This window comes from Mangrovibacter yixingensis (assembly GCF_020523985.1).
Lineage (GTDB): Bacteria > Pseudomonadota > Gammaproteobacteria > Enterobacterales > Enterobacteriaceae > Mangrovibacter > Mangrovibacter yixingensis.
Window position 1 is genome coordinate 758,452 of sequence record NZ_JAIVKM010000001.1, and the last position, 21,529, is coordinate 779,980.

The 21,529-nt window shown below is 49.2% G+C and carries 23 protein-coding genes; 12 read left to right on the plus strand and 11 right to left on the minus strand.

Annotation, left to right across the window (positions count from 1 at the left end; all coding sequences use genetic code 11):
• Nucleotides 1-70: 70 nt before the first annotated feature.
• A complete protein-coding gene (locus LC084_RS03610) occupies nucleotides 71-1,753 on the minus strand; it encodes an aspartate:alanine antiporter (protein WP_226569425.1) in 1,683 nt (560 codons plus the stop codon).
• Between the two features lie 389 nt (nucleotides 1,754-2,142).
• Between LC084_RS03610 and ybjM the strand changes: the two genes are divergently transcribed.
• Nucleotides 2,143-2,532 carry an inner membrane protein YbjM gene (gene ybjM / locus LC084_RS03615; RefSeq protein ID WP_226569427.1) on the plus strand — a complete coding sequence of 130 codons (390 nt, stop codon included), beginning with the start codon at nucleotides 2,143-2,145 and terminating at the stop codon, nucleotides 2,530-2,532.
• Nucleotides 2,533-2,715: 183 nt separating this feature from the next.
• Here ybjM and LC084_RS03620 read toward each other — a convergent pair whose 3' ends face one another.
• The gene (locus LC084_RS03620; RefSeq protein ID WP_226569429.1) at nucleotides 2,716-2,985 is read right to left on the minus strand and encodes a GrxA family glutaredoxin; all 270 of its coding nucleotides are present in this window, start codon (nucleotides 2,983-2,985) and stop codon (nucleotides 2,716-2,718) included.
• 212 nt (nucleotides 2,986-3,197) lie between these two features.
• Here LC084_RS03620 and LC084_RS03625 point away from each other — a divergent pair, with 212 nt between their 5' ends.
• The 10 genes from LC084_RS03625 to rlmC all read left to right on the plus strand — a co-directional run bounded on the left by LC084_RS03625 (nucleotide 3,198) and on the right by rlmC (nucleotide 12,177).
• Nucleotides 3,198-3,506, plus strand: coding sequence for a YbjC family protein (locus tag LC084_RS03625; RefSeq protein WP_226569430.1), 309 nt, complete (start codon nucleotides 3,198-3,200; stop codon nucleotides 3,504-3,506).
• A complete protein-coding gene (nfsA, locus tag LC084_RS03630) occupies nucleotides 3,490-4,212 on the plus strand; it encodes an oxygen-insensitive NADPH nitroreductase (protein ID WP_226569432.1) in 723 nt (240 codons plus the stop codon). The genes LC084_RS03625 and nfsA overlap by 17 nt, the downstream gene beginning before the upstream one ends.
• A gap of 91 nt (nucleotides 4,213-4,303) precedes the next feature.
• Entirely contained in the window at nucleotides 4,304-5,206 is a 903-nt protein-coding gene (gene rimK / locus LC084_RS03635) for a 30S ribosomal protein S6--L-glutamate ligase (protein WP_226569434.1), read from the plus strand.
• An 87-nt stretch (nucleotides 5,207-5,293) separates the two neighbouring features.
• Nucleotides 5,294-5,773, plus strand: a complete 480-nt coding sequence (locus LC084_RS03640) for a YbjN domain-containing protein (protein WP_226569436.1) — start codon at nucleotides 5,294-5,296, stop codon at nucleotides 5,771-5,773.
• Between the two features lie 456 nt (nucleotides 5,774-6,229).
• Nucleotides 6,230-7,342 (plus strand): spermidine/putrescine ABC transporter substrate-binding protein PotF, encoded by a 1,113-nt coding sequence (gene potF / locus LC084_RS03645; RefSeq protein WP_226569438.1) that lies wholly within the window; start codon nucleotides 6,230-6,232, stop codon nucleotides 7,340-7,342.
• Between the two features lie 152 nt (nucleotides 7,343-7,494).
• Nucleotides 7,495-8,628, plus strand: a complete 1,134-nt coding sequence (gene potG, locus LC084_RS03650; RefSeq protein ID WP_226569439.1) for a putrescine ABC transporter ATP-binding subunit PotG — start codon at nucleotides 7,495-7,497, stop codon at nucleotides 8,626-8,628.
• 10 nt (nucleotides 8,629-8,638) lie between these two features.
• The gene (potH, locus tag LC084_RS03655; RefSeq protein ID WP_226569442.1) at nucleotides 8,639-9,607 is read left to right on the plus strand and encodes a putrescine ABC transporter permease PotH; all 969 of its coding nucleotides are present in this window, start codon (nucleotides 8,639-8,641) and stop codon (nucleotides 9,605-9,607) included.
• Nucleotides 9,607-10,452 (plus strand): putrescine ABC transporter permease PotI, encoded by an 846-nt coding sequence (potI, locus tag LC084_RS03660; protein WP_036107653.1) that lies wholly within the window; start codon nucleotides 9,607-9,609, stop codon nucleotides 10,450-10,452. The genes potH and potI overlap by 1 nt, the downstream gene beginning before the upstream one ends.
• 67 nt (nucleotides 10,453-10,519) lie before the next feature.
• A complete protein-coding gene (locus LC084_RS03665; RefSeq protein WP_226569446.1) occupies nucleotides 10,520-10,993 on the plus strand; it encodes a YbjO family protein in 474 nt (157 codons plus the stop codon).
• Between the two features lie 59 nt (nucleotides 10,994-11,052).
• Nucleotides 11,053-12,177 (plus strand): 23S rRNA (uracil(747)-C(5))-methyltransferase RlmC, encoded by a 1,125-nt coding sequence (gene rlmC, locus LC084_RS03670; RefSeq protein WP_226569447.1) that lies wholly within the window; start codon nucleotides 11,053-11,055, stop codon nucleotides 12,175-12,177.
• Between the two features lie 69 nt (nucleotides 12,178-12,246).
• Here the strand turns inward: rlmC and LC084_RS03675 are convergent, their stop codons facing one another.
• The 6 genes from LC084_RS03675 to LC084_RS03700 all read right to left on the minus strand — a co-directional run bounded on the left by LC084_RS03675 (nucleotide 12,247) and on the right by LC084_RS03700 (nucleotide 16,731).
• Nucleotides 12,247-12,975, minus strand: coding sequence for an arginine ABC transporter substrate-binding protein (locus LC084_RS03675; protein WP_226569449.1), 729 nt, complete (start codon nucleotides 12,973-12,975; stop codon nucleotides 12,247-12,249).
• A 162-nt stretch (nucleotides 12,976-13,137) separates the two neighbouring features.
• Nucleotides 13,138-13,806: an arginine ABC transporter permease ArtM gene (gene artM / locus LC084_RS03680; protein WP_226569451.1), complete on the minus strand. Its 669-nt coding sequence runs from the start codon at nucleotides 13,804-13,806 to the stop codon at nucleotides 13,138-13,140.
• Nucleotides 13,806-14,522, minus strand: coding sequence for an arginine ABC transporter permease ArtQ (gene artQ, locus LC084_RS03685; RefSeq protein WP_226569453.1), 717 nt, complete (start codon nucleotides 14,520-14,522; stop codon nucleotides 13,806-13,808). Before artQ ends, artM begins: the two co-directional genes overlap by 1 nt.
• Before the next feature lie 8 nt (nucleotides 14,523-14,530).
• Complete coding sequence (artI, locus tag LC084_RS03690; protein ID WP_226569455.1) at nucleotides 14,531-15,262, minus strand: arginine ABC transporter substrate-binding protein ArtI; 732 nt, start codon at nucleotides 15,260-15,262, stop codon at nucleotides 14,531-14,533.
• 19 nt (nucleotides 15,263-15,281) lie between these two features.
• A complete protein-coding gene (gene artP, locus LC084_RS03695) occupies nucleotides 15,282-16,010 on the minus strand; it encodes an arginine ABC transporter ATP-binding protein ArtP (RefSeq protein ID WP_226569457.1) in 729 nt (242 codons plus the stop codon).
• Nucleotides 16,011-16,236: 226 nt separating this feature from the next.
• Nucleotides 16,237-16,731, minus strand: a complete 495-nt coding sequence (locus LC084_RS03700) for a lipoprotein (RefSeq protein WP_226569459.1) — start codon at nucleotides 16,729-16,731, stop codon at nucleotides 16,237-16,239.
• Between the two features lie 192 nt (nucleotides 16,732-16,923).
• Between LC084_RS03700 and LC084_RS03705 the strand changes: the two genes are divergently transcribed.
• Nucleotides 16,924-17,754 carry an N-acetylmuramoyl-L-alanine amidase gene (locus LC084_RS03705; RefSeq protein ID WP_226569461.1) on the plus strand — a complete coding sequence of 277 codons (831 nt, stop codon included), beginning with the start codon at nucleotides 16,924-16,926 and terminating at the stop codon, nucleotides 17,752-17,754.
• 114 nt (nucleotides 17,755-17,868) lie between these two features.
• Here LC084_RS03705 and LC084_RS03710 read toward each other — a convergent pair whose 3' ends face one another.
• The 3 genes from LC084_RS03710 to ltaE all read right to left on the minus strand — a co-directional run bounded on the left by LC084_RS03710 (nucleotide 17,869) and on the right by ltaE (nucleotide 21,420).
• A complete protein-coding gene (locus LC084_RS03710; protein ID WP_226569462.1) occupies nucleotides 17,869-18,879 on the minus strand; it encodes an NAD-dependent epimerase/dehydratase family protein in 1,011 nt (336 codons plus the stop codon).
• An 85-nt stretch (nucleotides 18,880-18,964) separates the two neighbouring features.
• Complete coding sequence (locus LC084_RS03715) at nucleotides 18,965-20,419, minus strand: DUF2867 domain-containing protein (protein WP_226569464.1); 1,455 nt, start codon at nucleotides 20,417-20,419, stop codon at nucleotides 18,965-18,967.
• Nucleotides 20,419-21,420, minus strand: coding sequence for a low-specificity L-threonine aldolase (gene ltaE, locus LC084_RS03720; protein ID WP_226569466.1), 1,002 nt, complete (start codon nucleotides 21,418-21,420; stop codon nucleotides 20,419-20,421). Before ltaE ends, LC084_RS03715 begins: the two co-directional genes overlap by 1 nt.
• Nucleotides 21,421-21,529: the final 109 nt, after the last annotated feature.

The following is a 21,529-nucleotide window of genomic DNA, read 5'->3' on the forward strand; positions in this document are numbered from 1 at the left end:
TTCAGACTGCATGCCCCAAAAAAAGTTCTTCGTTGACCTAAAAAAAATTTATTTTTTTCTGTGGTCAGCGTCACATACCCGGCCAGATAACAATAATCAGTGTCCCGGCCAGGGTTAACAACACGTTAGCGATAGCGTAAGTCCCGGCATAACCCAATGCCGGGATGTTACTGCGGGAGGCATCACTAATGATTTCCATTGCTGGTGCACAGGTGCGTGCGCCCATGATTGCGCCAAACAGCAATGCCCGGTTCATGCGTAGAACATAAGCACCAAACAGAAAACAAATTAATACCGGCACCAGGCTTACAACCAACCCAGAGGCCAGCATTTGCCCGCCAATAGCACCCAGGTTGTGGCCAATACCACCTCCGGCACTCAGGCCTACGCCGGCCATAAACACCATCAGGCCAAACTCTTTCACCATGTTGAGTGCGCCCTGGGGAATATAACCAAAGGTAGGGTGGTTGGCACGTAAGAAGCCGAGCATAATGCCGGCGAATAGCAGGCCTGCAGCATTACCAATGCCAAAACTGAAGGAGCTGAACTGAAAGGTAATCATCCCAATCATCAGGCCAATAATAAAGAAGGCGCAAAAAGCCAGCAGGTCGGTTATTTGGCTGTGAATGGAAATAAAGCCAATGCGTTCCGCCACAGTTTTAACACGGCGCGCATCGCCGCTCACCTGCAACACGTCGCCTTTGTTCAGAACGATATTATCGTCAATTGGCATCTCTATTTGGCTGCGGATAACACGGTTAAGGAAACACCCGTGGTCAGTAAGTTTAAGCTGTGCCAGGCGGCGGCCAACGGCATTGTGGTTTTTTACTACTATTTCTTCGGTAACAATGCGCATGTCGAGCAGGTCACGGTCAAAAACCTCTTTCCCGTTACGAAAACTGGGGTCAAGGCGTGCATGCGCATCGGGGTAGCCAACCAGGGCAATCTCATCACCCATTTGTAGCACCGCGTCGCCATCGGGGTTTGCCAGAATACCGTTGCGGCGAATACGCTCAATGTAGCAGCCCGTCTGGCGGTAAATACCCAGTTCACGCAGGTTTTTACCATCAGCCCAGGCAACCAACTCCGGGCCAACCCGGTAAGCGCGAATAACAGGTAAATACACTTTACGGTTAGAGTCGGTATCCAGACCACGTTCACGGGCAATTTGTTGGGCACTGGTTTGCAAATCCTGGTGCTGCAGTTTTGGCATATAACGTGCGGCAACAATCAGGCTGACAAGGCCAATCAGGTAAGTTAATGCATAACCCAGGCTCAAGTGATCAAGTGCGTTGACCAGTTCCGGGTGGTTCATTCCTGAATGGCGTAATGTATCGCCAGCACCAACCAGAACAGGTGTGGAGGTCATCGAACCTGCCAGCATACCGGCTGTAAGACCAATATCCCATCCGAAAAGCCTTCCCAGGCCCAGGGCTAATAATAATGCACTGCCCACCATCACCAGCGCCAGCATCAGGTAATTTTTACCATCACGGAAGAAAATGGAGAAAAAGTTGGGCCCCGCTTCCACGCCAACACAAAAAATGAACAACATGAAGCCCAGATTAAGTGCGTCTGTATTTATTGTGAAATGTTGTTGGCCTAATAATAAAGAAACAACCAGAACACCAATAGAATTACCAAGTTGGATTGAACCAAGGCGCAATTTACCCAAACACAGGCCAAGGGTGAGTACGACAAATAATAACAGGATGTAATTCCCGTTTAACAAATCTGCGACGTTTATGTTCACGGAAGCTAACTTCTTCTTTACTTGTAACTCGTTGAAAAAAATAATTGTTTTACGCACGCCTTTCGCATAAAAATAACACTATCTGGTGGTGTAAACTTCAGTGTTATATCGCCTGCAAAAAGTACGACGGGCGCTAGTGTAATCGTTATGGTTATCAACAGCCAGTAAGAAAAATGCTGGAAATGTCTTCTCTTGTTATAGCGGGAATAATTCACATTACCGGTAATGCCCATAGAGAAGATGCTTCATGTGAGGAGTACATGGCGCAGGCAGATTTTTTTGCACAGAAATAAGCAGTATGAAAGTGAGTGGGTAATACAGGCTTTTATAAGGACATTGTTAATGTGAGTACCTGTTGGGGGCTCAACGTAATGGAAAAGCAAAGGAGGATGACTTTGTTATTCAAACGTTCATGGGGAGGCGGTTTATGCTGTTTTATCCTGTTCATTCTGGCGTTTGTGATCCACAACCTTTTTTTAACTGACTCGGCCCCTGCCAGCGGCAAGATGGATCCTGGAATGCTGTTTTTTATTGTCCCCGGTGTGTTGGGAAGCTTTTGCGCACGTCGTGCGCGTTTCCTGGCTCCTATGGTGGGGGCATTGGTTGCCGTGCCAGTTTGTTTGTTGTTAATCAATCTGTTGGAGAAAGATGATGCTGGCCTGTTTCAGGAGCTTGCCTGGTTGTTAGGGGCGGTATTCTGGAATGCGTTGGGGGCACTGAGTGTGCTGTTCACTATCACCCTTGTCTGGCGGCAGGATGCCAGAAAACGCCGGGTTTAAATCTTAATCGGTTACACTGTAATGCTGTGAACAGGAAGGCGTTAGGTGTGGGCGACTGAAGAATCAGCAAACTGGTTTTCCTGATTTTTTATTTAACTTACCAGTTAATATTCCAAAATAGTTCACTGAATGGTCATCAATTTATCACCGGGTCAAAAGACCCGGTGTTTGTTTTTTGTTTTTTCAGTTTGCAGGTGAAAGAACAGGGTGTTGCTCAACCCAGGCAGCAAAGTCAGTAAAACCACCAATATGTTGTTTATCGACAAAAATTTGCGGCACTGTACTGACGGGTTTTCCGGCAGCTTGTTGCAGGTCAGCTTTAGTAATCCCTTCAGCATGAATATCAACATAGCGGAACTCAAAATCACTATGTGATGCACTGAGTTCTTCTGCCAGCGCTTTCGCACGGACACAATATGGGCATCCGGGCCGTCCAAAAATTACAGTAAGCACAGTTGCTCCTTAGCGGAAGTTATCTTGCTAACTATTTTGCTTACCTGAAAGCGTTGAGGGAAGTTGAGTTTGCCTGTTGCTTTGATAACTGAAAACAATGAAAGCCTTTAGAGTATTGATGCGGTTTTTTAATCCTGCGGGAGCCTGAAGCCAACTGTTGGCGGGGGGATGTTTCGGACTATACTGGTTAGCCACCACACAGGAGACTGACAATGCGTTCACTGGGGGCATTACCCAAATCTGTGCTGTTACTGGAAACTCTTGGTATTGTGCTGCTGTGTGTTGCCTGGCTGGTTGCTCATGGCGTGATATCCGTAACCGCCTTTCTTGCCACGGACATGGCTGTTATTTTGCTTATATTTAGCGGTATTGTATTGATGTTACCTGCTGCAATCGTGTTAATTGGCCAGATGGGGAAGCATGTGGCACCGTTATTATTCAACGGCTCGAATACGCAAACAGCAGAAAACAAAAAAGCTGCCGATCAGGCTAAGGATAAAAATAATGACGCCAACCATTGATTTATTGTGCGCACACCGTTCAATTCGCCATTTTATTGATAAGCCCATCAGTGATGAGCAACGTACAGCCTTGTTTTCCGCGGCACGTGCTACGTCTACATCCAGTTTTTTACAATGTACATCTATTATACGAGTGACAGACTCGGCCTTACGGGAACAACTGGTTACCTTAAGTGGTGGCCAGGCGCATGTTGCCAGTGCCGCAGAGTTTTGGGTGTTTTGTGCGGATTTTAACCGCCATTTGCAAATTTGCCCTGGCGCTCAGTTAGGTTATGCCGAGCAGTTGTTGCTGGGCGCGGTAGACACCGCGATGATGGGGCAAAACACACTGGTTGCAGCTGAGTCCCTGGGGTTGGGTGGTGTGTATATTGGTGGGATCCGCAATAATATTGAAGCGGTAACACGCTTGTTGAAGTTACCTAAATATGTCCTGCCGTTGTTCGGGTTATGCCTGGGCTGGCCGGATGAAATCCCGGAAGTAAAACCCCGTCTGCCGGAAAGCTTGTTAGTACATGAAAACCAGTATCAGCCGGTAGATAGCAGCGAACTGGCTGATTATGATGCAACCCTTGCGGATTACTACCTCAACCGCACCACACATAAGCGCAAGGATACCTGGAGCGATCATATCCGCCGCACGATTGTTAAAGAAAGCCGCCCCTTTATCCTGGATTTTCTGCATAAGCAAGGCTGGGTAACCCGCTAATTTTCTCTCTACTTTCCCCCTTACAGGGGGAAACGGGTGGTGGTACTATACGCGGGTTTTAAGGCTGGTCAGTCTCTTGCAGAGGTGCAGGGTGAAAATTGCCATTCTTTCCCGTGATGGAACACTTTATTCTTGTAAACGTTTAAAACAGGCGGCGCTCAATCGTGGGCATTTTGTCGATATTATCGATCCGCTGTCCTGCTATATGAATATCAACCCCGCCAGTTCTTCAGTGCATTATAAAGGGCGTCAGTTACCACATTATGATGCAGTAATTCCGCGTATTGGCTCGGCAATTACTTTTTATGGCACTGCAGTATTGCGCCAGTTCGAAATGCTGGGAAGTTATCCACTCAATGAATCGGTCGCCATAACCCGCGCCCGGGATAAGTTGCGTTCCATGCAGCTACTCGCCCGGCAAGGGATTGATTTGCCCATGACCGGAATAGCACACTCACCCGATGACACCCATGATCTTATCGAAATGGTCGGGGGCGCACCGCTGGTGGTGAAGTTGGTGGAAGGCACTCAGGGTATTGGTGTGGTGCTAGCAGAAACTCGCCAGGCGGCTGAGAGCGTAATTGATGCTTTTCGTGGTCTGAATGCCCATATTTTGGTGCAGGAGTTCATCAAAGAAGCACAAGGGCGGGACATTCGTTGTCTGGTGGTCGGTGGGCGTGTCGTTGCGGCCATTGAACGCCAGGCGAAGGAGGGGGATTTTCGCTCTAATTTGCACCGTGGAGGAAAAGCGGTTGTCGCCAGTATTACGCCACAGGAGCGTGAAGTGGCGATTCGGGCCGCGTCTACCATGGGGCTGGATGTCGCGGGGGTAGATATTTTGCGTGCCGCCCGTGGGCCTTTGGTGATGGAGGTCAATGCCTCGCCAGGGCTTGAAGGTATCGAAAAAACCACGGGCATTGATATTGCCGCACAGATAATCGGTTGGGTGGAAAGCCAGGCGCGGCCAGGCTTCTGCCTCAAAACAGGTGGCTAAGTGCTGTGTCGTTATCTGGTCGTGGTACAAGGCGCTATTTTTGCGTAAGCTATGGCGTCGATTTTTTATTGAAGAGGTTATACCCGTATGGATTCACTCGTCGTCCCTACCCTGGACACGCTGCGCCGCTGGCTTGATGATGCTGGCGTAAGCTTTTTCGAGTGTGATTCCTGCCAGGCGTTGCATCTCCCCCATATGCAGGATTTTGCTGGTGTATTTGATGCCAAGTTAGATTTGGTTGATAGTGTGCTGGTTTTCTCCGCCCTGGCCGAGGTCAAACCTTCTGCGCTTTTGGCTCTGGCAGGGGATATTTCGGCAGTTAATGCCAGCTCACTAACCGTGAAAGCTTTTCTTGATGTTCAGGATGATAACTTACCACGGTTGGTTGTTTGCCAGGCCTTACCTGTAGCGGTAGGGATTAGCCATGAGCAGTTCACACATTTCTTGCGCCAGAGTGAAGAGCAGATCTCAATGGTGATTTTGGAAGCCAGTGCCCAGCAAATGCTGTGGAGTGGAGAAGAAGACGAGACTTCCCGCAGCCAGGCAACCAGCCACCTGTTACATTGATTGTGCAATTAATTCCACAGTGAGCTATTTGCTCGCTGTGGTTTCTGTTTCCCCTGTGTTTATATCCTGTGCATCGCAGGTATGTCTTCACGCCTTTCAACCCACGCTTTAGCCTGCCAACATTCGGCGGTTCGTTTTCTGTGCTGCTATCGTCCCTACTTGATTTTTTTGGCTGTTTTTTATTCAAAGGGAGGTGGTGGGTATTTCTTGCTGTTCACTCATTTCCTGATTGATGCCTAAAAAATTGAAAAAAGGCGTTTTTTAATCCCGTCCAGCTCGCAAAATCCTGGCTACATTTACACTGCGTCATTGCTTGTTACTGGCCAGGCGCAAGTGCGAAATTTTTTTACGTCCGTATGACAAAGTATGCATGAATATTGCATCAGGTGAATGGCCTGATTTTACTCGACGCCATGCTGAGCGCGAGTTTTACCCTTTATTCAGAAGGAATAAGATATGTCCCGCCAAAGTAAAAAATGGTTGTCTGGTTTGGTGGCTGGCGTACTGATGGCTGCTTCTGCCTCAACGCTGGCTGCGGATGGAAAGACGCTGCATGTGTATAACTGGTCGGATTATATTGGGCCGGATACTGTAGCCAACTTCACCAAAGAAACCGGTATTAAAGTCGTTTACGACGTTTTCGATTCAAATGAAGTACTTGAAGGTAAGCTGATGGCTGGTAGTACCGGGTTTGACCTGGTGGTGCCTTCAGCAAGTTTCCTGGAACGCCAGTTGATGGCCGGTGTGTTTCAGCCCCTGGATAAAAGCAAACTCCCGAACTGGAAAAACCTTGATCCGGCACTGTTAAAGCTGGTTGCCAAACATGATCCAGGCAACAAGTATGCAGTGCCTTATATGTGGGCTACTACCGGGATTGGCTATAACGTCGATAAAGTTAAAGCGGTATTGGGTAAAGATGCGCCGGTAAACAGCTGGGATCTGGTGTTGAAACCCGAAAATCTCGAAAAATTAAAAAGTTGTGGTGTTTCATTCCTGGATGCGCCAGAAGAAATTTTTGCAACAGTGCTGAATTATCTTGGCAAAGACCCGAACAGCTCTAATGCCTCTGACTACAGCGGTGCAGCAACCGACTTGTTACTGAAACTGCGTCCGAGTATTCGTTATTTCCATTCTTCTCAATATATTAATGATTTGGCAAATGGCGATATTTGTGTGGCGATTGGTTGGGCAGGTGATGTCTGGCAGGCCGCTAACCGGGCAAAAGAAGCGAAAAATGGGGTGCATATCTCCTATTCAATTCCGAAAGAAGGTGCGCTGGCATTTTTTGACGTTTTCGCAATGCCTGCTGATGCGAAAAATAAGGATGAAGCATATCAGTTCCTTAACTACCTGATGCGCCCGGATGTTGTGGCTGATATCAGTAACCATATTTACTACGCCAACGCTAACAAAGCAGCAACACCGCTGGTGAATGCTGAAGTGCGTGATAATCCTGGAATTTACCCACCGCCTGATGTTATGGCAAAACTGTTTACCCTCAAAGTGCAGGACCCCAAATTGGATCGTGTTAGAACACGTGCCTGGACAAAAGTTAAAAGTGGTAAATAAGTCAGTAAGTTAATCGAATGAGGCAGTGCACCTTTTTAGTGCGCATTAAGGTGCAATTGCCTCTAAAGGATGCATTTGTGTTATGCATCCCAAGCCAGTGAATTGTACGCCTTTTAGCGTATTAGTTTGAGATTTGCCGGAGAGCACAATCAGTGAACGATGTCATTCCCCGCCCACAAGCGAAGAGTAGTAAGGCATTAACGCCATTACTGGAAATTCGGAATCTGACAAAATCCTTCGACGGCCAGCATGCTGTTGATGATGTCAGTTTGACTATCTACAAAGGTGAAATTTTTGCACTACTTGGTGCTTCAGGATGTGGAAAATCCACGCTGTTACGTATGCTGGCTGGGTTTGAACAACCGACAGCCGGGCAAATCATGCTCGATGGTGTTGACCTTGCCCATGTACCGCCTTATCAGCGCCCGATTAATATGATGTTCCAGTCTTATGCTCTGTTCCCACATATGACGGTAGAGCAGAACATTGCGTTTGGCCTCAAGCAAGACAAGTTACCCAGAGCGGAAATTAACAGCCGGGTGGAAGAAATGTTAAGCCTGGTGCACATGCAAGAATTTGCCAAACGTAAACCACACCAGTTATCTGGTGGGCAGCGTCAACGTGTTGCGTTGGCGCGCAGCCTGGCTAAACGCCCTAAATTATTGTTGCTCGACGAACCTATGGGGGCGCTGGATAAAAAACTGCGTGACCGTATGCAATTGGAAGTGGTGGATATTCTGGAGCGTGTAGGTGTGACTTGCGTAATGGTCACCCACGATCAGGAAGAAGCGATGACCATGGCCGGGCGCATTGCCATTATGAACCGTGGCAAGTTTGTGCAAATTGGCGAACCGGAAGAGATTTATGAACACCCGACAACAAGGTACAGCGCTGAATTTATTGGTTCTGTGAATGTATTTGAAGGCATCCTGAAAGAGAGCCACGAAGACGGCCTGGTAATAGATTCCCCAGGGTTGCGCCATCCATTAAAAGTGGACCCGGATGCTTCCGTAGTGGAAGGGGTGCCAGTCTGGGTAGCGTTGCGCCCAGAGAAAATCACTTTATGCGAAGACCCGCCAGCAGACGGTTTCAACTTTGCAGTTGGGGAAGTAGTGCACATTGCGTACCTGGGCGATCTCTCTATTTACCACGTGCGGTTGGGAAGTGGGCAGATGATTAGTGCTCAGTTACAAAATGAGCACCGGTACCGGAAAGGAATGCCTACCTGGGGCGATGAAGTGAAGCTTTGCTGGGATGCGGATAGCTGTGTCGTCTTGACCGTTTAGGAGTTGCACTATGAGTAGCTATACTGAGCCCACACCAACATCCACACCCCCCAGCCAAACGCCGTCAGGTTCTTTACGCAGCTGGTTGGGACGGATGCAAATGGCCCATGGACGCAAACTGGTTATTGCCTTGCCCTATCTGTGGCTGTGCCTGTTGTTCATGCTGCCATTCTTAATTGTTTTCAAGATTAGCCTTGCCGATATGGCGCGTGCCATTCCGCCTTATACTGACCTTGTCAGTTGGGCTGACCAGCAGCTATCGGTGTCAATAAATCTTGGTAACTTCCTGCAATTAACAGATGACCCACTGTATTACGAAGCCTACTTGCAATCGTTGCAGGTTGCGGCGGTTTCAACAATCTGCTGTTTACTGTTGGGTTACCCGCTTGCCTGGGCTGTGGCACACAGCAAGACATCAACACGTAATATTTTGCTGTTGCTGGTTATCTTACCTTCCTGGACATCATTCCTTATTCGTGTTTATGCCTGGATGGGTATTTTGAAAGAAAACGGTGTGCTGAATAACGTGCTGATGTGGTTGGGCGTGATTGACCATCCGCTGACTATTTTGCACACCAACCTGGCGGTGTATATCGGGATTGTTTACGCCTATTTGCCCTTTATGGTGCTGCCTATTTATACCGCGCTGACACGCATTGATTACTCTTTGGTAGAAGCTTCGCTGGATCTTGGCGCTAAGCCGTTGAAAACCTTTTTTAGTGTAGTTGTTCCGCTAACTAAAGGCGGCATTATTGCTGGTTCCATGCTGGTATTTATTCCCGCCGTTGGGGAGTTTGTTATTCCTGAATTACTGGGCGGCCCGGACAGCATTATGATTGGCCGTGTACTCTGGCAGGAGTTTTTCAATAACCGTGACTGGCCGGTTGCTTCCGCCGTCGCTATTACAATGCTGGTGGTGTTGATAGTGCCCATTATGTGGTTCCACAAATACCAGAACAAAGGCATGGGAGGGCATTAATGAATACGTTACCTGTTGTTCGTTCTCCATGGCGGATATTCATTCTGGTTGTCGGGTTTACCTTCCTGTACGCCCCGATGTTGATGCTGGTTATCTACTCGTTTAACAGTTCGCAATTGGTGACTGTTTGGGCGGGCTGGTCCACCAAGTGGTACGGCGAAGTGTTTCGTGACACCGCTATGATGAATGCTGTTGGGCTCAGTTTGTCCATTGCTGCGCTATCCGCCACGATGGCGGTTGTGTTGGGAACCATTGCCGCTGTGGTGATGGTGCGCTTCGGGCGTTTTCGTGGGTCCAACGGTTTTGCGTTTATGCTTACTGCGCCTTTGGTTATGCCAGATGTGATCACCGGGCTATCCTTGTTATTGCTTTTTGTCGCGATGGGCAGTTCGCTCGGGTGGCCGGGGGAGCGTGGCATGATGACTATTTGGCTGGCGCATGTGACATTCTGTACCGCGTATGTCTCGGTGGTGATAAGTTCTCGCTTGCGTGAGTTGGACCAGTCAATTGAAGAAGCGGCCATGGATTTGGGCGCAACACCGCTCAAGGTCTTCTTTGTGATAACAGTCCCGATGATTTCGCCAGCTATTATTTCCGGCTGGTTGCTGGCATTTACGTTATCACTGGATGACCTGGTTATTGCCAGCTTTGTTTCCGGGCCTGGTGCAACTACGCTGCCGATGCTGGTGTTCTCCAGTGTTCGTATGGGGGTTAACCCGGAAATCAATGCGTTGGCATCTATTATTCTCGGTGTTGTGGGGGTTATTGGCCTGATTGCATGGTGGTTTATGGCAAGGGCTGAAAAACAACGTATGCGTGATATCCAGCGTGCAAGGCAGCACTGAAAGGCCTAAAATCAGTGGGATATAGGCGTGCTGTTACAACAGCATGTACTGACAAGGAAACGAGGTTGTGGATATTTTGAGCAAATACCCCGCTGGTCAGGCAAAACTAAATGTGCCCACACTGGTTTATATTGCCGCTATTGGCATTATCACCACCCGCTGCCTGGATGTCCTGATGCTGTTTAACGCATTGGGTGTCCAGGGGAGTATTGATTTTATACAGCGCAGTGTCCAGACCTGGGCGCTGACGCTGATTTTCTTTGCCAGCCTGGTTTTACTCTTTATAGAAATACGCTGTGCTTTTGTTATCTTACGTGGGCGCAATTGGGGGCGCTGGGTTTTTCTGGCAACCCAGGTTATTTCTTCTGTGTATTTATGGTGCGCTTCACTGGGTTGGGGATACCCAGAGTTATTCAGTATTCCAGGTGAAAGTAAAAGTGCCATCCTGCACGACCTGTTCATGCAAAAACTACCGGATTTATTGGTTCTGGCCTTGTTGTTTGTACCGCCGCGCAGCCAGCGTTTTTTTCGGGTTCACTAAGCGGCAGGTAGCGCCTGGCCGTGGTAGAATCCCGTTCCGCGTATTTTCAGGGCTTTTTTATGCAGTGCGAACTCTATGCTGAAGGGCGTTGTCACTCTTGCCAGTGGCTGATGCTTCCCCTTGCTCAACAACTCGAAAAGAAAATGGCGCATTTGCGCGAACTGCTTGCTGCTATGCCGGTTGGCCAGTGGTGCCAGCCAGTAAGTGGCGCTGAACAGGCGTTTCGCAATAAAGCTAAAATGGTGGTGAGCGGCAGCGTTGAGCGCCCGATTTTAGGTGTTCGTAACAGGGATGCCAGTGTGGCGGATCTCACTGATTGCCCGCTATACCCGGCCGAATTTGCTGCGGTTTTTACAGCGATTAAACCCTTTATTGCCCGTGTTGGCCTTACGCCATATAACGTTGAACGGCAACGAGGCGAACTGAAATATATCCTGCTAACACAAAGCCAGTATGATGGCAGCCTGATGCTGCGTTTTGTTTTGCGTTCTACGGCTAAAATTGCCCGCCTGAAACAGGAACTGCCCTGGTTGCAGGAACAGGCTCCCCAATTGCGTGTGATTACGGCTAACATCCAGCCAGTGCATATGGCCATTATGGAAGGGAAAGAAGAAATCCTTTTAACCCAGGAAACGGGTTTGCGTGAAGAATTTAATGGCGTGCCATTGTGGATCCGACCGCAAAGCTTTTTCCAAACTAACCCACAGGTTGCCAGTGCATTGTATGCCACTGCCCGCGACTGGGTGCGTGCTTTACCTGTGCAACATATGTGGGATCTGTTCTGTGGTGTTGGCGGGTTTGGTTTGCACTGCGCCACGCCGCAAATGCAACTGACCGGGATAGAAATTGCCCCAGAAGCCATAGCCTGTGCACAGCAGTCAGCACAAGAGTTAGGGCTTAAGCATGTCGATTTTCAGGCGTTGGATTCCACATCCTGGGCAACGGGCCAGCAGGCGGTACCTGACCTGGTACTGGTTAACCCACCAAGGCGCGGGATAGGGCCAGAACTGTGCCGGTTTTTAACTGAAATGGCTCCGGGTTTTATTGTCTATTCTAGTTGTAATGCAGTGACAATGGCTGAAGATATTCGCCGCCTGGCGGGCTATGGGATTGAGCAGATTCAGTTATTTGATATGTTCCCCCATACTGCGCATTATGAAGTGCTGGCATTGCTACGCCGCTGAAGCTGCCTGTGCGATAAACAAAAAACCGCTGCACCAGAGTGACAGCGGTTTTTTTACGTCAGCTACTGATTATTGTGGGAACCATTTGTTACTGATTTTTTGGTAAGTTCCGTCAGCTTTGATAGCGTCCAGCGCCGTATTCAGTTGCTTCAACAGTGCGGTGTTTTGTGGGCGTACTGCAATACCCAGCCCGGTGCCAAAATATTGTGGGTCAGTCACATGCTCACCCACTGTTGCCAACCCAGGGTTGGTTTTCAGCCACTCATTCACCACCGCTGTATCACCAAAGACACCATCCAGGCGGCCATTTTTCAGGTCGATGATGGCATTCTGGTAACTGTCATAAGCCACAGTTTTAATCTCAGGATGTTTTTCCTGCAGATATTTCTGGTGAGTAGTCCCGTTTTCCATGCCAATCCGTTTGCCTTTTAAGTCTGCAAAGCTGGTGAACTGGCCTTTTTTGGCAATGACCACAGCAGAGTTAGCGTAATACGGTTGGGTAAAGGTGACTTGTTTGCTGCGTTCCGGGGTAATGTCCATGCCAGAGATAACGGCATCAAATTTGCGGAACTTGAGCGATGGAATCAGGCTGTCGAATGCCTGGTTGGTGAATGTGCAGTCTGCAGCCATTTTTTGGCATAAAGCATTAGCCAGGTCGATATCAAAACCAACAATGTGGTTATTGGCATCTAAAGATTCAAAAGGAGGGTAGGTGGCAGAAAGCCCAAAGTTAATCTTTTCTGCTGCACTCACCTGAAAAGCACTGGCCATCATGGCAACCAATAACCATTTTTTCATTGTGTGTTGCTCCTGTCTGTCATTGTTTTTTTATGTTCGTGATAGCGGGAGTATTATCTATAATGAATTTGTATGCAATTAAAATGTATAATTAGTTATTTGTATGGATAAAAAAAAGGCGACTTAAAGCCGCCTTTTGTACAGAAGTCTACTTTCGAAAAATTAATTTCGGCGTTCAAATGCCAAAGCGCGGCGTTCGATTACACGCATCAGTAATGTAAGAATACCATTTACTATCAGATAGATGATTCCTGCTGCACCGAACACCATGACATCATAAGTACGGCCATACAACAACTGGCCATAGCCCATCACTTCCATAAGTGTAATGGTATAAGCAAGCGAAGTACTTTTGAATACCAGAACAACTTCATTGGAGTACGAAGACAAAGCGCGTTTGAAAGCGAACGGCAGCAAAATTGCCAACGTGTCTTTACGGCTCATCCCCAGTGACTGGCAGGATTGCCACTGCCCGGCAGGGATCGCGCGAATTGCACCATAAAATAACTGTGTGGTGTAGGCCGCACTGTTAAGTGACAACGCCAGCATTGCACACAACCATGGCTCAGAAAGTAAATGCCATAGAACCGGGTAGTTTTGCAGCGAAGGGAACTGGCCAGGCCCATAGTAAATAAGAAAGATCTGCACCAGCAAAGGGGTGCCGGTAAACAGCGTTATATATCCGCGAACCAGCAGAGAAACTACGGGTGTTTTCAGCGTTAAAATTACCGTGAAAACCAGTGACAGAGCCAGTGCCAGAATAATTGAGGCAACGGTTAGTGTCAGGCTGGTGTGCAGGCCTTTTAATAACTCAGGTAAATAAGCGAACATTATTCCGGCCTCCGCTCAAAACGTGTCGTGCGCAGGTCAATACGTTTGAGAATATACTGGCTTATCAGCGTGATGACCAGGTAGATAGCGGCAGCAATGATATACCAGGTGAAAGGCTCCTGAGTCCGCGTAGCAATACTGCGGGTTTGCAACATCAGGTCGTTAACACTAATCAGTGAAACCAGTGCCGTGTCTTTCAGCAAAACCAGCCACTGGTTACCTAAACCGGGAAGCGCATGGCGCCACATTTGCGGCATAACAATGCGGAAAAAGATGGCTGCTTTGCTCAGCCCAAGAGCCTGGCCTGATTCACGTTGGCCATCCGGTACAGATTTCAGTGCGCCGCGCAGCGTTTGTGAGGCGTAAGCAGCATAGAGCAACGAAAGGGCGATAACCCCACACAGGAACGGGCTGACATCAAAGTTCTCAATCTGTACCTGAATATGGAGCTGAGTGAAGCCCAGTGGCAGGGTAAATCCATCTGAAAGCGTCAATAAAAGCTGTGAAGCGCCAAAATAGACGAACAGCACCACCAGAATTTCCGGCAGGCCACGCAATAAGGTGACTAACCCGGATGCCAGCCACGAAACGGCGCGCAGGCGTGATGACTCCAGCACTGCAAACATCATCGCCAGAGCAAGGCCTACTGCCAGTGCACAAACGGCAAGGCCGACGGTCATCCCGGCGGCACTTGCTAAAGGAAACATTTCGTTCATTCAGTTGCTTACTTCTGGAACCATTTGTTGTAGATGGCGGTGTATGTCCCGTCAGCTTTTACTTTGTCCAGCGCTGTGTTGAATTTTTGCTGCAATTCGGTGTTACCCATACGAACAGCAATACCCAGGCCAGTACCAAAGTAGTCTTTATCTGTCACTTTATCACCAACAGCAGCCAGTTTCGGGTCTGCTTTCAGCCATTCGGTTACCACGGCAGTATCACCGAATACTGCATCAATACGGCCATTTTGCAGATCCAGTTTAGCGTTCTGGTAGCTGTCATAAGGCACAACCGTGATTTCCGGATGTTTATCCATGATGAATTTCTGATGGGTGGTACCGTTCTGCACACCCACTTTTTTGCCTTTCAGTTCGGCAATGGTGGTGTATTTACCTTTCTGGCCAACAAACAGTGCAGAGTTGTCGTAATAAGGTTTGCTAAACAGCACCTGTTTTTCACGATCAGGAGTGATATCCATCCCGGCCATAACGGCATCAAAACGACGGAATTTCAGGCTGGGAATCAGGCTGTCAAATGCCTGGTTAGTAAAGGTGCAGGTTGCATCCATTTGTTTGCACAATGCGTTAGCCAGATCAACGTCGAAACCAACGATTTTGTTGTTAGCGTCCATAGACTCAAATGGAGGGTAGGAGGCTTCTGTTGCAAAGCGGATTGTCTGTGCGGCAGCCGCAGAAAGGCTCAGGCTGGCAAGCAGCGTGGCAATAATTACTTTTTTCATTGTCATTTCCCAAACAACATCAGTGAGAGAGATACTGTTTAAACGCATCGGTTTGCGGCTCGCTAAAGCAAGACGCATCGCCTTGTTCAACAATGTGGCCATTTTCCATGTACACAACACGGCTGGCTGTTTTACGTGCGACTTCCACTTCGTGGGTCACGATGACCTGAGTGATCCCCGTTTCTGAAAGCTCACGAATAATACTGACTATCTGCGCGGTAATTTCCGGGTCCAGCGCGGCAGTCGGTTCATCAAACAACAGAACCTGCGGTTCCATCATCAGTGCTCTGGCAATGGCAACACGTTGTTGCTGACCACCAGATAAATGTAATGGATAGCGGTCACTGTATGGGGTCAGGCGCAAGCGGTTGAGCAGCTTTTCCGCTCTGGAACGGGCTTCATCTTTGCTCAGGCCTAAAACCCGGCAAGGGGCTTCAATTAAGTTGTGCATCACAGACAGATGCGGCCACAAATTATATTGCTGGAACACCATACCCACATTTTGACGTAACAGGCGAATTGCCATATCACTGGGGGTTTTGGTGAAATTAAACTGGTTGCCCGCAATGTTCAGCGTCCCGGAACGTGGCATTTCCAGCAGGTTAAGTACCCGCAGCAGCGAACTTTTGCCTGCACCACTTGGGCCAAGCAGCACCAGCGTTTCGCCCTGAGGGCAATCCAGGGTGATATCGAACAGCGCCTGATGCGCGCCGTAGAAGCAATTAATGCTGTTTAGTTGAATACTCATGCGAAGCAGTCGAATAGCTATTGAGGCCGCAAATAGTAACGTTGGCAGAATACTTATGCAATATTTATGAGTTAAAACTTAAATTCAACTGGTAATGATAAGTAAATGTAGCATAAGATATCGGGGTCAGGGGGAGGTGAGTATAAATGTCGGTGATTTAACAAAATGCCAGACTATTTATACAGTTTACTTTTCCTGACCCGCAGAGACTGGCCGCTTGTTACTGTTAGTGGCGTTCAAGTGACTGGCGAAGTGTTCCGGCAACGGCTGTGCTGGAAGGTGTCAGGTAACGAACGTCATCCACTACCCAGCATTGACCTTCACGCACCATCAACACTTCATCTTTCCCGTTGTTTGTCCCTTGCTTAATACTCACACGCAGAGGGATGTTTTGCGCATCGCTATTGGGAATGGTTGACGCGCTGGCAACACTGGCGCTATCTGGGGCGGGAGTAAAGCTGGAGAATTTAAGCATACTGCTTTGCTGTTGTTGCACAAGTTGCCACAGGCTGTCGCTCAAATAAGGACGTAACCCGGTAATATCAGTTGCATTACGGTGGTCAGCCCGATAATCGTAAAATTGCTGTGCGACGCTGTCTGGACCGCCATCGACACATGGACCCACGCGAGTGCTGGTATCCTTAATGGCTGGGGTCACAGACGTACAGGCGCTGAGAACCAGCGTACTGGCAAGAGAGAAACCGGCCAATGTTTTACGCATTATTATTTCCTTATGTATTTTGAAAACGGATGTGAACAAGCAGACATCTTACAGAGGATAGCTTGTTAAGTGTTATTCGGTTGGTGCAGTTGTGCTAAGCGCGTAAGATAGTTGGACTTAACAGGATGTTTTTCCCCCAGTATTCACTGCGTTGGGGAAGCAAGAGTAAACAATGGCAGGAATGATTCGGTCATGATCAAGGCTTTTATTTATTTATCTTTGGCGCTGTTACTGGTGAGTTGCCGTGGCAATAATGATATTGAAGACCGGGGCGCCTACCAGGTTAATACCAGCCAGCATGCTTATGCTGCTTTTCCACGTGTACGGGTGCTGGTTATTCACTACACAGCCGGTGATTTCGACACATCCCTGAGCACACTGGTGGGTAATAATGTCAGCGCACACTATTTAATTCCGGAAGTACAGCCCAAACCGGGGGATAAACCTCTGGTGTGGCAACTGGTGCCTGAAAGTGATATTGCCTGGCATGCCGGTGTCAGTTACTGGCGTGGAACCACCCGGTTAAATGATGTTTCTGTTGGGATTGAACTGGAGAATGCTGGTTGGGTGCGGGAACACGGCGTGAAGCATTTTGCACCATTTCCTGTTTCGCAGATTAATGCTTTGATTCCTCTGGCGCGCGATATTATCCAGCGCTATCACATCAAACCGCAAAATGTGGTGGCCCATGCAGACATTGCACCGCAACGTAAACAAGACCCAGGCCCGCTGTTCCCATGGGAAATGCTGGCACACGAAGGCATTGGCGCATGGCCCGACGCAACTCGGGTTATGGCGTATCTTGCCGGGCGCCCGGCATGGCAGCCTGTACCTATGCGGGATATGCTGGCGTTGCTTTCACGCTATGGCTATGAAGTGACGCCCGGAATGAGCGATGCTGAGCAACACCGGGTTGTCGCTGCTTTCCAAATGCATTTTCGCCCAGCAAAATATGATGGCAAGCCAGATGCCCAGAGTGAAGCAATAGCTATGGCTTTACTGGAAAAATACCCACATCATTAATTCCCTTTACGTGCGCCTGGTCTGGTAATAACCCGGCTGTTGCGAGGCTAATAAATTAAGGGCGTAGCCATTTCTGGTTGCGCCTTTGGTTTATTCTCTATAGCTGAAAGCAAGTTAACGTAATCGCCCATGGTCTTTTAACCATTCAGCTGTCAGCCGTATGCCATCATCAAGGGAAACAATGGGTTGGTACCCCAGCTCTGTTTCAGCGCGCTGTGTATCCAGTGTGAAATCAAAATTAAGTTTAGAGACACCATAGTGGGTCAGAGCGGGTTCCCGTGAGGATTTATTGCCAAACCGCTCCATACCGCGGGCAAACATATCCAACATAGGGTAAGGCACTGAACGAATTCGGCACTTAATGCCCAGTTCATCAATCAAGCGTTGAACGATTAGCCGCAATGGGCGTGCTTCTTTGTTGGTAATATTATACGCCCGCCCGGAAGGAAGCTTGTCGCAAGCTTCACTGCTTGCCAGCCACATAGCATGTACGGCATTTTCCTGATAAGTCATATCGACCAATGCATCACCACCGCGTGGTAGCAAAATACTGCCATAGTGGCGCATCATTTGTACCAAACGTGGGAAAAACACTGTGTCATGAGGCCCGAACAAGCTTTGTGGACGTAAAACGGTAAAGCGAGTTTGCGGGTTGGACTGCGCAAGGTGGTGAATAACATCCTCTGCCGCTGCTTTACTGCGGGCAAACTCGTTGGCATAACGCACCGGGCGAAAATCTTCGTGTACGTTATGGTGGTGGTGGTAATCGAAATAGAGTGAAGGTGAGGAAATATGGACAAAATTCCGCACACCCCATGCCACAGCCCACTCACCCAGGCGGCGGGTAGCCCGGACGTTTGCCAGGTCAAAGGCATCCTGGGTTCCCCAGGGGGAAGTGAAACTTGAGCAATGCCATAAGGTATCGACACCTGTAAGCATTGCTTTGGCCTGCGAAGAGACGAGGTCTGTCAGGTTGGCATGGATAAATTCTGCACCCAGCTTTTCCAGCAGTTGCCCCATGGCTGCGTTATTCCCTGTGGCACGCACACTGACACCTTTGTGGCGCAGGTATTCCACCGCATTTCTGCCCAGGCCACTGGTTGCACCTGTGATCAGTACCTTCATGTAAACTCAGCTTTCTTTTGAAATGACGTGCGCATTTTTCCGTGAAAAGCGCATACATGCAATGGTTTGCTGGCAAGAAAGCAGGTTAATCCGAGGTTTTTTTACCAGATTGTTCGGCCAACTGAATGACTCGTCTGACCATGCCACGAAAAATAAACAGATGTGCGGGGATCATCACCAACCAGTAGAGCAGCCCAGGGAAACCATGAGGATGCCACCAGGCCCGAATATCCACTTCCCGGTAATCTCCTTTATCCCGCAGTGTAAAACACAAGCGCCCAAGTCCTGGGGCTTTCATGCCGAATAATAAACTTAACTGTTTCTCCGGGTCTGCTATCAGCACTTTCCAGCTATCCACCTTATCGCCTTTTTGCAACCAGAGCCTGTCGGGGCGCCCTTTGGGTAGCAGGTGGCCCAATAACCGGTCAATCAGGGCGCGTGTCGACCACAGTGGGCCTGCGAAGAAAAAGCCTTCTTTGCCTCCCACCTGGTTTATCACCTGCCATAAAGCGGCGGTTGACGCTGTGGTGTTTTGGGTGTGGCCAGCCTGTTTGGGATAGTAGCCATACTCAGGCTGCCAGCGGGCATGGGCGTGTTCATCAAACCCCCAGTCACTGGGGTGCGCCAGGTGTTTTTCTTCTTCCAGTGTTTGACGCACGGCGTCATCGAAAGAAGTTAGCTTACGTGGGAACAGTTGCTGCAGGCGACGGGCATCCGGAATCAGGTCATGGCCAATCCCCTGAATCAGGGCCTGGGCCGTGGCAGGGGGAACTGACGTTATCAGGTGCAAAAACCAAACTGAAATCCAGCGCACGGGAAGAGGGATAGCTAACAGTGGGCGGTGAACACCGCTGATAGCCATAAAGCAATGAAATTGTTCCTGGTATGAGAGTACATCCGGGCCAGCCGCTTCGAAAACCTGGTTATCTTTGGGAGAGTAAAGCGCAAATTGAGCCAGGTAATAGAGTAAGTCATCCAGGGCGATGGGGCTGGTACGTGAACGCACCCAACGTGGTGGTGTCAGCACTGGAAGGTTGTAAACCATATCACGCATGACTTCAAATGCTGCTGAGCCTGCACCAACAATAATGCCTGCCTGCAGCTCGGTGAGTGGCACGCCGGACTCACCCAAAATTTGTGCTGTCTGGTAACGGGCAAGCATATGGCCGGAACGCGCATTGGGTTCCCGGGATTGCAATGCGCTGAGAAAAATCAGGTGCCGAACCGGGTATTGCTTCAGCCCATCACGCAGGTGGCGGGCGCAACGGGCTTCCCGCTCAATAAAATCTGCACCATCGCCCATACTGTGAACCAGATAATAGGCAATATCGCACTGGCTCAAAAGAGGGGCCAGGCTGCGGCTATCCAGCAAATCAACCTGCTGGCACTGCACGTTTGCCCAGCGCTGTTCTTCAAGCCAGGTGATATTACGGGCTGCCGCAATGACCTGGTACCCCTCGGCTGCCAGGCGGGGAACCAGACGCTGGCCGATATAACCACTGGCCCCCAGAACCAGAACACGCAATGCGGGTTGTTTCATCAGCTATGGAAAAACGCACGCCAGTTATCTACCACGCTCTGTAACGCCGCACGGTCAACATCAAGGTGTGTGACTATGCGGGTAACCGGAGCGGCATTAAGTAAGATTCCCTGGCTGGAGAAGTAATCACTCAATCCCTGAACTTTATCCTGCGGGACCCGTACGAACAGCATATTGGTATCCTGGCGTGTGACATCTGCTCCGCTGTCACGTAATTGCTGTGCCAGCCAGGCGGCATTGTTGTGATCGTCCTGCAGGCGTTCAACGTTGTTTTGGAGCGCATATAAACCGGCTGCGGCAAGGAGACCTACCTGGCGCATTCCTCCGCCGCACATTTTACGCCAGCGCAATGCCCGTGAGATATAAGATTTGCTGCCTACCAGAAGGGAACCCGCAGGTGCACCCAGGCCTTTCGACAGGCAAATAGTCAGTGTGTCGCAATACTGGGCAAGTTCGCTTAGCTCACATTGGCAGGCTACAGCAGCATTGAGAATCCGCGCGCCATCAATATGCAGAGCAAGCCCTTGTTCACAGGTAAAAGACCAGGCACGGGCCAGATAATCTACGGGGAGAACTTTGCCGTTATGTGTGTTTTCCAGGCTGAGCAGGTGGGTTCGGGCAAAATGCACATCGTCTGGTTTGATTTTCGCGGCCACCTTATCCAGTGGTAATGTGCCATCAGGTGCGGCATCTATTGGTTGGGGCTGAATACTGCCCAACACAGCGGCTCCACCAGCTTCGTATAAGTAATTATGAGCACCCTGGCCGACAATATATTCTTCCCCGCGCTCACAGTGACTGAGTAGTGCCACCAGGTTTGCCTGTGTGCCTGTTGGCAAAAAAAGTGCCGCTTCTTTGTTGCACAACTGTGCAGCATAATCCTGCAAGGCATTAACTGTTGGGTCATCACCATAAACATCATCCCCTACCGGGGCATTCATCATGGCTTCGCGCATGGCAAAACTGGGGCGGGTTACGGTGTCGCTGCGTAAATCAATCACGAGGCTTCCTTAGTTTTTACGAAGGGAAGCCTTTGTTTTACCGGAACCGCCCGGTTTATGCCACTACTGGCATTTTGGTAACAATAGCTTTTCCCCATCTGTTGCTAAT